Raw genomic sequence first — 12,433 nt, 5'->3', positions numbered from 1 at the left:
GTATTGTATTCTATTTATTCTTACTCTTCGAATTCTTCTCTCAACACCCGGATTACAGCACGAATGGTTTCTTCTTCCAAATCGGTACGTCGCACCAGGTCATCCAAATCCTGTTCCAAAATACTTTTTGCAGTATCAAGGCCGATCTTAGAGAATTCTGCTATTACCCAGTCTTCAATTTCATCGGAAAATTCATTTAACTCCACATCTTCTTCTACACCTTCTCTAAACACATCGATCTCATAACCGGTTAACTGCCCGGCAAGCCTAATGTTATGTCCTCCGCGGCCAATAGCTTTAGAAACCTCTTCGGGTCTAAGCATCACCTCGGCGGTCTTATTTTCTTCATCTAATTTCATAGAGGTGATCTTTGCCGGACTCAATGCCCTTGTGATGAATAACTGATCGTTATTGGTATAATTGATCACATCTATATTTTCATTGCCCAATTCACGGACAATACTGTGTATTCTTGAACCTTTCATCCCCACACAAGCTCCAACGGGATCAATCCTGTCGTCATAAGAATCTACAGCCACTTTTGCTTTTTCGCCAGGAACTCTTACCACCTTTTTAATGGTAATAAGTCCGTCGAAAACTTCAGGGATTTCCTGTTCGAATAGTTTTTCAAGGAAGCCGGGGGCAGTTCTTGATAAAATTATGCTGGGCTTATTTCCTTTAAGCTCTACACTTTCTATAACTCCTCTTACGTTTTCTCCTTTTCTGAAGAAATCTGAAGGAATCTGGCGGTCTTTTGGAAGAATGATTTCATTACCTTCATCATCCAGTAAAATTATAGCCCGGTGACGTATGTGATGAACTTCGGCAGTATAAATCTCGCCTTCAAGATCTTTAAAGTGCTTATAGATATTGGTGTTATCGTGTTCGTGAATCTTAGAGATAAGATTTTGACGCAAAGCCAAAATAGCACGACGTCCAAGGTCTACAAGTTTCACTTCTTCTGAAACATCTTCACCAACTTCAAAATCAGGTTCAATTTTTCGTGCTTCAGTAAGAGAAATTTCCTGGTTTGGATCTTCAACTTCACCATCAGCAACCACTACACGGTTTCTCCAAATTTCAAGATCCCCTTTATCGGGGTTTACAATAATATCAAAATTATCGTCTTCCCCATATTTTTTCTTCAATGCATTCCTAAAAACTTCTTCCAGAATTGCCATTAAGGTAACTCTATCTATAAGCTTATCGTCCTTAAACTCTGAAAATGACTCAATCAAAGCGATATTTTCCATATCAATTTGCGGTTAAAATGTTATAATAACTTTTGCTTCTACAATCTCTGAATACGGAATCACGGCTTCTTTTTCGACCGTGTGTTTACCTTTACCTACCGGCTTGGGTTCCCTCGTTTTCCAGTTCAATGTAATATCCTGCTCTGTTGCCTGGCTTAAATCTCCTTCAATAGTTTCAGAAGCGGTCTTCACCTTTAATTTTCTACCAATATTTTTCTTGTATTGCCTTGGCAATCGAAGTGGCTCTGAAACACCCGCCGAACTAACCTCCAAAGAAAAATCTTCTTCTTCCCGGTCCAGATTATGTTCAATCTGGCGACTTACGGCTATACAATCATTCACAGAAACGCCATGGTCTCCATCTATAATCACCGAAATATGGTTGTTGGTAGGGTTTACTTCCAGGCTTATTAAAAATAAAGAATTATTCTCTTCTAAAGCTTCCTCCAGCAATTTTTCTACTTTCTCCTGCAACATAGCTTATAAAAAGAGGGGACTTTCGTCCCCTCGCTGTACTTTTTTAGTTTCAACGATGCAAATATAATAATAAAATTGGAGATAGAAAACCACGCTTCCAATCAAATTTAATGTACTTCATAAAATAAGCTTTTCATTCTTAAAGCTTTAGCAAAATCCTATTATCACCTTTTAATCCCTGGTTTTGTTATAGAATAATTCAGCCTTTAAATCTTTCCCGATGTAAATTTTATCATTATGACTTAACTCATAAATAGACAGACCCTTAATAACCACCTTTGTCTCAAAACAATCAACAACTGTAAACCCACTTATTTAAAAAATGTCTATTAACATAAACACCTGAATTATGGAAAATTTAAAAACAAAGACCGTAGCCCAATTAGTTACAGAAAACATTGACACCGCCCACGTTTTCAAAAAGCATGGAATTGACTTTTGTTGCGGTGGAAACATACCAGTTACAGAGGCATGCAAGAATGCCAATATAGATTACTCTGCTCTTGAGCTTGAATTGCTAAACGTAAACCCCACCGCTAACAGGGCAAGCAATTACAACAGCTGGGAACTCGATTTTCTAACAGACCATATCATTAATGTGCACCACACTTACGTAGAAGAAAACATTCCCCTTCTTCTGCAATATTCAGCAAAAGTAACCACGGTGCATGGACATCACGCCCCTGAATTGAATGAAATAAACGACCTTGTTTCAGAAGTAGCCGGAGAGTTAAGTGCGCATATGAAAAAAGAAGAACTGATACTTTTCCCCTTTATCAAGAAATTGGTGCAGGCCAAACGAGAAGAAACTGAAGCCCCTAAACCTCATTTTGGCACTGCTGATAATCCAATTAAAATGATGGAAGCAGAACACGAAACTGCCGGGGAATTATTGAGGAAGATATCTGTTTTAAGCAATAATTACACGCCTCCAGAATTTGCCTGCAACACCTATAAAGCTTTCTATTCTAAGCTGGATGAATTCGAGCAGGACCTGCATCAGCACGTTCACCTGGAAAACAATATCCTGTTCCCTAAAACACTGGATTTGGAAAAAGAATTAAATAATTAATACTTATTCAAATATTGTTTAGCTGAAATCATAAGCTTTTAAAACAAAAAAGAAGAGACATGAGCATCGCGTTGTGTCTCTTTTTATTTCAATACACCACTGATGCAGCTCTTTGTCCTATGGCTGTAAAAATGATATGCAATCAACAGCAAGCTCTCAATATTAAATTAGGAGGCCATAAACGCTAGCCAAAAAAATAAACTTCTGTTCCTTAATTTGATTTCTATTATTCGATGCCGGTATATTTTTAGAAGGAAATTCTTATCCACATTTTTTTTGTACATTTAATTATATATTTATCACCAACCTATAGGTTTGCATCCTCATGAAAAAAATACTCGTTCCCACAGATTTTTCAGATCAGGCTGAAAATGCCCTTAAAGTAGCTGCTCAGCTAGCTCGTAAATTTGACAGTGAGATTTATCTCTTACATATGCTGGAATTGCCCTTACAGCTCATAGATCCTGTCCAGGGAAGCAGCGCGCATAATCTCCCGGAGTCAATATTTTTTATGAAACTCGCACATCAGCGATTTTCCAAATTAATGGCAAAACCCTATCTGAAAGATCTAAAAGTAAAGGAAACGGTGTTATTTCATCAGGCCTTTGACGGGATAAAGGAGGTAAGCGAGGAAAGACAATGTGACCTTATAGTGATGGGATCTCATGGGGCAAGCGGCTTCAAGGAAATGTTTATTGGAAGTAATACCGAAAAAGTTGTTCGTTCTTCCAACATCCCCGTTTTGGTTATAAAAAAGGATCAACCTGAATTTAATGTTGAAGATTTTGTTTTTGCCACCGATGCCGATAAAGCCAACCGCCATACCTTGAAACATGCGGCTGACATCGCCAAAAAATTGTCGGCCAATCTGCACTTATTATTCATTAACACACCAAATAATTTCATTACCAGCAAAGAAGCTTATGAAATGTTAGAAAATTTCATCAAAGGCTCTGAGGTGGATGGAGATAAGATAAAATTACACGTCTATAACGATACCAGTGTAGAAAAAGGGATTCTTAATTTCGCACGTAATTTAGATGCCGGTTTAATTGGAATTAGCACCCATGGGCGAAAAGGTATCGCGCATTTCTTTAATGGAAGTGTTAGCGAAGACCTGGTAAACCATGCCAACCGGCCCGTAGTTACCTTCAGAATTTAGAAGAAAGATTTAAGGGCCCCGGCCCGTATCATTTTCCAGAGATAATTCCAGAAAGATCGGGTTTTATCACGGGTGACTTCAAGTTGCTTTTGCCGTACATCTTCAGAAATTGCATCATTATTCATTATAAGGTTTGCCAGGGCAGACAAAAACTTGTTTTTACGCTCTCCATCCTCGCGAAGCACTTCTACCTTAAAATCTTTATATACCAGGCTCATATCTCCTATAGCTTCTGTATGGTTCCCCGAATAATTAAATGACATATCCTCTATCGATCCTTTAGCCAAAACATTCATAGCTGGTTTCATAAACCTGTTCATCGCTTCTTCAGAAATTCTATCCATATTACCCGAAATATTAAATCGATCATTCTTATTCTGAATATTAAATTCCCAATTCACCTTTAGATGTGCCTCTTGCATAAACATGGTTTTCACATCAACTTCTGTAGACTTAAAGTCTTCAGCCTGCATATTCTTATTAGACAGATTGTAAATGCTGGCACTCAGGGTGCTAAAATCTACCACTCCTGGAGACCGGTCACTATTCATTAACTCTTCATATCTAATGTAAGTATTAGTAAGTCTAATGGTGTCCAGCTTTAATTTGACCGGGAGCTGCCTAATCATTTCACTATACATTTTCTTTCGCCGGGTATCATCAGGCTGCAATTTGTCCCGATACACCTTAAGATTTGCATTTTTAATCTGCGTTAAAGGATTCTCAATAGAAAGACTATCGTTTGCAAACTTCCATTTTAAATTACTAAAATTCACTTCTTCGATCGTCAATTCAAAACGATCGAGTTCATGTGGAATATGCTGCTGAAATTCCTGTTTTCCATAAACAGGATTAATCCTGAAATCATTTAAAACCGCATGCCCCTCCTCTATATTAAAGGCACCCAAACTTATATTATGCCGGGGATCAAGCTTATAAAAAAGAGAATCCCCCTTAAAAACGTAATCCTTAAAGTCAAAGGGAATTTTATTATTTACACTGCTGGAATCCAACTGAAAATCCAGAATCTCCAGATAACTAAATTTAGCATACAGGGAGTTCGCGGCAGAATCATTTTCGACCATAGCCAGATCTCCATTTTTAATCTGGAGATTTTTCACTAAAATATTTTCCTTAAACCTTGAGGAGGAGGAATCACCACTGCTTTTAGATTTTTTGTTTTTATTAAAGATAAAACTGGGACTTTCTAAAGTAAGCTCCCCTATTTCTAAATCATTATCTGTAAGGTATTTAAATATCTTTATGTTTTTAAGGCTAAGTTTCTCTGCTTTAAAACTTTTCCCGTTTAAAGAAAAAGAAAGAGATTCAAGAGCAGCTTCTCTGCTAAGTAGGTTTACCTCGAGTTCTTCATATTTTAAATTAATTTGTGACGAGGTATCCTGAATTCCTTTTTTCAGCTTTTCTTCAGCAAAATTATTCAGCCCAAATAAAATAAGGCTTAGTAGTATAATTCCAGTAATAGTGTAGAGAAATATCTTTGTCTTTTTCTTCAAAATTCAAATTTTATTTAAGGCAATTTACAATTCTATCATGCCACTCCTGAAGCGTTTAAGAGTTTTTAACTTAAAAAATTAACCGCCACATTTCCACATCGTTAAATTTAAGTCAAACATTTAAAATCTGAATTTTGGAGGGGTTTTTGGTTATATCTTTGAACCAAATCAAAAAGGTAAGATGTTTTTAAAAATCAGTGTGAAAATATTATTTATAGCTATAGAGATTTTTCTGGCCTTCTATAGCCTGGCAATAAGCGACAGTTTGTTGGTTAAGTTCCTGTTCTTTGTCGTTACCGCACTGATTGTTGCTTTTGGTATAACTAAATTAATTACTAAACTACTCCCTATAGATAAGGATTATACTTCTCCACAACTTGAAGATGAAGAGGTTTAAAATCTGGTAACAGCGATTTTTGAGTGAAGTGAAGATGAGGAACCTTTTTTGAGAAATCGATGTTACAGGGAAATCCGGTGAAAAACTCACCGGATTTTTTTATCTTTTGAACTTTAAAACCCCTCCTATCTACATGAAGCTAGTATGCATTGGTGACACTCATAATAAACACCGGGAGATTAAAATCCCAGACGGAGATGTGTTAATTCATGTAGGAGATTTTACCGAAGCTGGAACCAAACACGAGACCCTGGAATTTTTAGAATGGTTTATAGAACAACCGCATAAGTATAAAATCGTGATTGCCGGCAATCATGATTTTTTCATGGAAAAATCAGGGCTTACAGAACTTTATGATCTCCCCTCCAATATCTTCTATCTCGAAGATGAAGGAATTGAGATTGAAGGGGTTAAATTTTGGGGTTCCCCTGTTACCCCCGGCGATGGCACCTGGGCATTTAATCGTGAACGGGGAAAACACATACGCTCACATTGGAATAGAATACCAGCTGACACTCAGGTTTTAATTACCCACACCCCACCTTACAGTATAAAAGACAGCCTTAGTAACAAACGTCATGTAGGCTGCGAAGAACTTTTTAAGAGGATCAAACAGCTGCAACTACCTTTACATATATTTGGACATATTCATAATACTTATGGCAAAACCAGGATTTCTCCTACCACTTATATAAATGCCTCAAGCCTGGACGACCAATATCGATTCCACCATTCTCCGATAATATTTGAACTTTAAGATTATTTCATCTCCTTTTCTAGAAAGTCCTGTAAGAATAAACTTACGTTTCACTCCTAAACACTTAAGGAATTTTAAAAACGCCAGCCAAAGGAGTTAAACTTTTATTAATCAAAGCACTATTAGATTTTTTTTAACAGCAATTAGGCAAGCTAATCTTAATTTAGCCTATGTAAGATAAAGATTACTAATCAAAATAACCATTCTCAAATATGAATACCTTTACGCCACCAAGTCACATTATTGATGAAGTTAAGAATTTGATCACTTATAGTATTTCAAATCCCGATATTGAAATGACTAATTTCAATACGATGCATCGGGCTATTATTAAAAAATACTTTGAGGCCAAGAACGTAAAGATAAATTATACCGAAGAGACGGTGGAAATGCAGATCCCCGTTGGAAAAAGACAGTACACCAACATTACTTTTGAATGCCAGAATCTTCAACGCTTTTTAAAATCTTGCATAAGAAAAGACCAAAAGAGTCTGGAATTCTATCAAAGTTTGCTAACACACTATAATGTAACGCACGCTGCCTAAAAGAGAAAAGCCTTAACCAAAAGACACAAAGCTGCCGGCCTATGCCCGCAGCTTTTTTTATTAATCAACTATAAAATAAATCCATTCGGACGCAGTTAGATATTTTTAATTAATTTTGAACTCCCTAAATCAGGAGCCATTATGAAGAAAAAAGAAAAGGAACCAAACAAGCCCGAACAAGATTTCATTTTTGGTAAGAAGAATTACACTTATATGTTCATTGGCCTGACCGTGATTGCCCTGGGATTCATTTTAATGTCGGGAGGGGGCAGTGAAGACCCCAATCAGTTTAATGAGGCCATATATAATTTTAGACGTATTCGGCTTGCTCCAAGCTTGGTTCTCTTAGGCTTTGCCATTGAAGTTTATGCTATTTTATTGAATCCTCACAAAAAATAATCACTCTTGAACGAATTTGATGCTGCAATTCTTGGGATAATCCAGGGACTTACCGAATTTTTACCCGTTTCCTCCAGTGGTCACCTTGAGCTGGGAAAAGCCATTTTAGGCGATACCAGTGTTCCAGAGGAATCACTTTTATTCACCGTGGTATTACATTTCGCAACCGCCCTGAGCACCCTGGTAGTTTTCAGAAGAGATGTAGCCGAGATATTCCGGGGACTCTTCCAGTTTAAATGGAATGAAGAAACCGAGTTTTCGACAAAAATTATTGTCTCCATGATTCCAGCTGCTTTTATCGGGTTTTATTTTGAAGATGAACTCGAATCTCTTTTTGGGGGAAACGTATTGTTTGTCGGATTTATGCTCATCATTACCGCACTTCTTTTATGGCTGGCAGATAAAGCTAAAAACACCCAGAAAAAAGTGAGTTTTTCTAACGCCTTTGTTATTGGTGTTTCTCAGGCGATATCCATCCTGCCGGGAATTTCACGAAGTGGTGCAACGATATCAACGTCAGTTCTACTGGGTAACGATAAGACCAAAGCAGCCCGTTTTTCATTTCTCATGGTGGTTCCCCTTATTATAGGGAAAATTCTTAAAGATCTGTTGGATGGCAACCTTGCGCAAAGTTCTACAGATGCTTCCCTGCTAATTATTGGTTTTTTAGCAGCTTTCATTGCCGGGCTTGCCGCATGCACCTGGATGATTGCATTGGTTAAAAAAAGTAAACTCTCCTATTTCGCCATTTATTGTTTTGTGGTTGGGGTAGCAGCAATTATCTTCGGATATTACAATTATTAGATGGAACCAGAACAGTTCACCGCAGAAGAATTTAAAACAGGCCAGATACTTCTCTTTGATAAACCTCTGGAATGGACCTCTTTTCAGCTGGTAAATAAAGTACGATGGCTTATCAAAAAGAGTTGTGGCATAAAAAAAATTAAAGTTGGTCACGCCGGCACCCTGGATCCCCTTGCCAGTGGACTTCTGATTATTTGTACGGGAAAGTTCACCAAAAAGATTCAGGAACTGCAAGGCCAGGAAAAAGAATATACAGGAACTTTCAGCCTGGGTGCTACGACGCCTTCCTACGATCTGGAGACCGAAATTGACCAGGAATTCCCTGTAAATCATATCACCGAGGAGGATCTTAATCTGGCAGTATTGAAATTTACGGGAAAAATTGAACAAATGCCTCCGGTATTTTCAGCATTGAAAAAAGAAGGTAAAAGGCTCTATGAATTTGCCAGAAAAGGCGAAGATGTGAAAGTTAACACAAGGCCGGTAGAAATAAGTGACTTTGAAATTGATTCCAGCCGGTTCCCGGAAATTGATTTCAGAGTGGTTTGTAGCAAAGGAACATACATCCGCAGTTTGGCTCACGATTTCGGAAAAGCACTTGATAGTGGAGCACATCTTTCAACATTGCGACGAACTCGTATTGGAGATTATAGCGTAGAAAAGGCCTTTAGTGTAGAATCCTTCCAGAATTTATTACCTTCACAGGAAAACTAAAGAGCAGGAACCTCCATCCAGGTTCTGGCACAATTATTTTAAGTGTTTTATAGAAGTAATCACGAAAAAGCTAAAATAAAATTGTGCCTGCCAAGTTTTATATACAATGGATTTTTTTGACAGACATAAAGCCTTGATTATAACTATACTGTTCTGCTCGGTAGTAGTTCTGGCTTTGTATAACTTCACTTTATCCCAAAATCAAAAACAGCGAAGCGAAATGATTGTTGACCTTGATGATTTTGAGCCCGAAGAACAAAAAGAAAAACCCGAACCCGAAGAGGAAACTCCAGAACCCCCAGAATCTAAACCCCGGGAAACCCACCGTGCCTTTGATGAAAACCAAGAAGCCCGACAGGAAAACTTTGAGCGGGAATTAGAGGAAATATTCGAAAAGAACAGCGCAAAAAGCGAGGAAACTTCAGAGAATGAAAATGAATCCGATGACGGGGAATATACTGTTCAAAAATCATCTCAAAAAAAAGAGCAGGCTTCTCATGGAAATGAGACTACCCAAAAAAATTCGACTCAAGCAGGCAGTTTAAGAAATAGCTCGATTTCATTTTCTCTGAAAGGGCGTAATGCAGTTAATATCCCTAATCCAGTCTATACATGTGACAGGGCCGGTAGAGTGGTAATCAATATTCGTGTTGATGCCGGGGGGAGGGTTTTGGAAACTTCGGTTAACAAAGCGAGTTCCTCTACCTCAAACCAGTGTCTAATCGATAATGCCCTGAAATATGCTGCCGAGGCCGTTTTTAGTCAACTCCCCGGCAGAGATAACCAACCAGGAACTATAACTTATGAATTCCAGCCTTAAAAAGAACAAACACCGCTGCGGATGGTGTGAAGGGGATCCTTTATATGAAGCCTATCACGATGAGGAATGGGGCGTTCCCGTTTATGACGACCAAACAATTTTTGAATTCCTTATCCTGGAAACCTTTCAGGCAGGCTTAAGCTGGATTACGGTGCTGCGAAAAAGAGAAAATTTCCGTGAGGCTTTTGATGATTTCGACTATAAAAAGATGGCGGTTTATTCTGAAGAGAAAATTCAGGATCTCCTTGGTAATTCCGGTATAATTCGAAACAAATTAAAAGTACGCTCGGCAGTTACCAATGCACAGGCTTTTATGCAGATTCAGGAGGAATTTGGAAGCTTCAGTAAATATATTTGGAATTTTGTAGATGCGACCCCCATCCAGAATAAAGTTGAGAATTATAAAGAAGCCCCGGCCACCACTGAAATCAGCGATAAATTAAGCAAAGACCTTAAAAAGCGAGGCTTTAAATTTGTAGGTTCTACAGTGGTTTATGCGCATATGCAGGCTACCGGAATGGTGAATGACCACGAAATTCACTGTTTCAGGTATAAAGAGATACACCCCGATTTATAGGCTAATTTTTCCTTCCAGGAGTTTCCATTTTGGGGCTTTCTGTCCCCATTAATTTATCCCAAAATGTAAAATATAAACCATAGTTGGTATTGAATTCGGCGTGGTGATAATGATGGTGAGTGGCACCTATAAATAGCTTCCCAAACCAGCTTTTTTGAAATTTTTTAGGGTAGACCTCAATATCTAAATGATTAATCACACTACTTAGGGTCATTATTAGTAGGTAAAGGGCCAGCACATAGATATTAACTGGAATAAATAACAGGATGACCGGAAGAATAATTGCTTCCAGTAAACTCTCCCAGGGATGAAAGGAGAAAGCGGTCCAGGGTGTAGGCGTTAAGCTATCGTGATGTACTTTGTGTACAGTTTTGTAAATGCGGGGATGATGCATCCAACGGTGTACCCAATAATAGTAAGTTTCGTGTATTAACAGAATTATGATTAGACTTACCGGTAAATACAAGTAACCAAATTCATTGGGCACAAGGTAAATAGCGGTGAGATCTTTTGTCCACAGCCAATACAGAACCGTGCCCGCCAGGGCAAAAATCAGTGAAGCTTTTATGCTCCAATTAATTTCTTTTTTTAATTGACCTTTTTTAGCGCCTCTTCTGCTTAGCCTTTTAGCATGGAATACTCCAGAATTCCATACATAATAGTAATAGTAAAAAATTCCTGCCGCCAGAAAATACCTGAAGAGGATGGCGAAAAAGAAAATCCCCAGGTATAAAAGAAATATGCTGATTGTATTAATTTCGGGAAACATAAATTCACTGCTAAGTATTAAATTTACATAATTCGATGGTTATTTTAGCAATTTCCCCTCTTCTCTAAAAGGTAATTTCAATGAGTTCACTTCAGAAAATTTAAAAATTCCTTTCTGGGAATTTCTTCAGCACCAAGACTGGCAAGATGATCAGTATAAATCTGGCAATCGATAAGCCTAAGCCCGTCTTTTCTTAATTTTTCCACCAATTTAATAAATCCGTATTTTGAGGCATTACTCACTTTTGCGAACATACTCTCCCCACAAAAGACTTTTTTATCCTTTAGGTAAATTCCGTAAAGTCCACCCACTAGTTCCCCTTCCTTCCATACCTCTACCGATTGCGCTATATTCAGCTCGTGAAGTTTTTGATATTGGGCTTTTATTTCTTCTGTGATCCAGGTACCGTCCTGGCCGGGACGTTTAATATTGGCACAATTTTCCAGAACTCTGGCAAAGTCTTCGTTATAAGTTACCTTAAAAGCATCTTTTTTTAAGAGCTGTTTCATACTTTTTGAAACTTTAAGACGATAAGGAAAAAGTATCATTCTTGGATCAGGACTCCACCACAATACGGGCTGGCTATCATCGTACCAGGGAAATATTCCCTGGCTATATGCAGCGATAAGACGCTGAACATTCAGATCCCCACCAACAGCAAGTAAACCCTGCTCATCAGCATAATCTATGGGGGGAAAGGGATCGCCGCTACGAAGAAAGATCACTGAAATTATTTAAAGGTTAAAAAAAAGCCCGATAGAATACTACCGGGCATGTAAATTATGAATTTTATCAGAATTAAAATGGCAGATCGTCGTGATCTTCTTCATTAAAGTCACTGGCTGGCTCAAACTGATCTGGTGGCGGCACTTCCTGGCCGCCGGGTTGTTGAGCCTGAAGGTTTTCAATTCTCCAACCCTGTATCGAGTTAAAGTATTTGGTTTCCCCCTGGGGACTTACCCATTCACGACCACGTAGGTTTACTCCCACTTTTACCGCTTGTCCAACCTGATAATTATTTAATAGATCTGTTTTATCCTGCACAAACTCGATCATTATATGCTGTGGGTACTGTTCCTCTGTAGTCACCACCAATTCTCTCTTTCTAAAACCATTGTTGCCAAAGGTTTTAGTCTCCCCAATAAGTTTAATTTTTCCTTGTACTTCCATAAA

Annotated in this window: 16 protein-coding genes; 10 read left to right on the top strand and 6 right to left on the bottom strand. The window is 38.2% G+C overall.

The window, feature by feature from the left end:
* Positions 1-20 precede the first annotated feature (20 nt).
* Together nusA and rimP are read right to left on the bottom strand one after the other, a co-directional pair.
* Entirely contained in the window at positions 21-1,253 is a 1,233-nt protein-coding gene (gene nusA / locus BUW93_RS01870) for a transcription termination factor NusA (RefSeq protein WP_081208637.1), read from the bottom strand.
* A gap of 12 nt (positions 1,254-1,265) precedes the next feature.
* Positions 1,266-1,730 carry a ribosome assembly cofactor RimP gene (rimP, locus tag BUW93_RS01865; protein ID WP_081208635.1) on the bottom strand — a complete coding sequence of 155 codons (465 nt, stop codon included), beginning with the start codon at positions 1,728-1,730 and terminating at the stop codon, positions 1,266-1,268.
* A 349-nt stretch (positions 1,731-2,079) separates the two neighbouring features.
* Here rimP and ric point away from each other — a divergent pair, with 349 nt between their 5' ends.
* Together ric and BUW93_RS01855 are read left to right on the top strand one after the other, a co-directional pair.
* Positions 2,080-2,802, top strand: coding sequence for an iron-sulfur cluster repair di-iron protein (gene ric, locus BUW93_RS01860; RefSeq protein ID WP_081208633.1), 723 nt, complete (start codon positions 2,080-2,082; stop codon positions 2,800-2,802).
* 325 nt (positions 2,803-3,127) lie between these two features.
* Entirely contained in the window at positions 3,128-3,964 is an 837-nt protein-coding gene (locus BUW93_RS01855; protein WP_081208631.1) for a universal stress protein, read from the top strand.
* Here the strand turns inward: BUW93_RS01855 and BUW93_RS01850 are convergent.
* The gene (locus BUW93_RS01850; protein WP_081208629.1) at positions 3,961-5,478 is read right to left on the bottom strand and encodes a hypothetical protein; all 1,518 of its coding nucleotides are present in this window, start codon (positions 5,476-5,478) and stop codon (positions 3,961-3,963) included. The genes BUW93_RS01855 and BUW93_RS01850 overlap by 4 nt on opposite strands.
* Before the next feature lie 181 nt (positions 5,479-5,659).
* Between BUW93_RS01850 and BUW93_RS01845 the strand changes: the two genes are divergently transcribed.
* The 8 genes from BUW93_RS01845 (at position 5,660) to BUW93_RS01810 (ending at position 10,491) form a co-directional block, all read left to right on the top strand.
* On the top strand, positions 5,660-5,875 hold the full coding sequence (locus BUW93_RS01845) for a hypothetical protein (RefSeq protein ID WP_081208627.1): 216 nt from the start codon (positions 5,660-5,662) through the stop codon (positions 5,873-5,875).
* A 133-nt stretch (positions 5,876-6,008) separates the two neighbouring features.
* A complete protein-coding gene (locus tag BUW93_RS01840) occupies positions 6,009-6,632 on the top strand; it encodes a metallophosphatase domain-containing protein (protein WP_081208625.1) in 624 nt (207 codons plus the stop codon).
* Between the two features lie 212 nt (positions 6,633-6,844).
* Positions 6,845-7,177, top strand: coding sequence for a hypothetical protein (locus tag BUW93_RS01835; RefSeq protein ID WP_081208623.1), 333 nt, complete (start codon positions 6,845-6,847; stop codon positions 7,175-7,177).
* A gap of 141 nt (positions 7,178-7,318) precedes the next feature.
* Positions 7,319-7,576, top strand: a complete 258-nt coding sequence (locus BUW93_RS01830; protein ID WP_081208621.1) for a DUF3098 domain-containing protein — start codon at positions 7,319-7,321, stop codon at positions 7,574-7,576.
* Positions 7,577-7,582: 6 nt separating this feature from the next.
* Complete coding sequence (locus BUW93_RS01825) at positions 7,583-8,380, top strand: undecaprenyl-diphosphate phosphatase (protein WP_081208619.1); 798 nt, start codon at positions 7,583-7,585, stop codon at positions 8,378-8,380.
* Positions 8,381-9,094, top strand: a complete 714-nt coding sequence (gene truB / locus BUW93_RS01820; RefSeq protein ID WP_081208617.1) for a tRNA pseudouridine(55) synthase TruB — start codon at positions 8,381-8,383, stop codon at positions 9,092-9,094.
* A gap of 106 nt (positions 9,095-9,200) precedes the next feature.
* Entirely contained in the window at positions 9,201-9,914 is a 714-nt protein-coding gene (locus BUW93_RS01815; protein ID WP_081208615.1) for an energy transducer TonB family protein, read from the top strand.
* Complete coding sequence (locus tag BUW93_RS01810) at positions 9,898-10,491, top strand: DNA-3-methyladenine glycosylase I (RefSeq protein WP_081208613.1); 594 nt, start codon at positions 9,898-9,900, stop codon at positions 10,489-10,491. The genes BUW93_RS01815 and BUW93_RS01810 overlap by 17 nt, the downstream gene beginning before the upstream one ends.
* A gap of 1 nt (position 10,492) precedes the next feature.
* On the opposite strand, the gene BUW93_RS01805 is transcribed toward BUW93_RS01810, so the two are convergent.
* The 3 genes from BUW93_RS01805 to BUW93_RS01795 form a co-directional block, all read right to left on the bottom strand.
* Complete coding sequence (locus tag BUW93_RS01805; RefSeq protein ID WP_081208611.1) at positions 10,493-11,260, bottom strand: sterol desaturase family protein; 768 nt, start codon at positions 11,258-11,260, stop codon at positions 10,493-10,495.
* Between the two features lie 86 nt (positions 11,261-11,346).
* Positions 11,347-11,985 carry a leucyl/phenylalanyl-tRNA--protein transferase gene (gene aat / locus BUW93_RS01800; protein ID WP_081208609.1) on the bottom strand — a complete coding sequence of 213 codons (639 nt, stop codon included), beginning with the start codon at positions 11,983-11,985 and terminating at the stop codon, positions 11,347-11,349.
* A gap of 73 nt (positions 11,986-12,058) precedes the next feature.
* Positions 12,059-12,430 (bottom strand): DUF3127 domain-containing protein, encoded by a 372-nt coding sequence (locus BUW93_RS01795; RefSeq protein ID WP_081208607.1) that lies wholly within the window; start codon positions 12,428-12,430, stop codon positions 12,059-12,061.
* Between the last annotated feature and the right edge of the window lie 3 nt (positions 12,431-12,433).

It is taken from the genome of Salegentibacter sediminis, from assembly GCF_002078605.1.
Taxonomy (GTDB): Bacteria; Bacteroidota; Bacteroidia; order Flavobacteriales; family Flavobacteriaceae; genus Salegentibacter; species Salegentibacter sediminis.
This window is presented reverse-complemented; position numbering and strand designations above follow the sequence as displayed.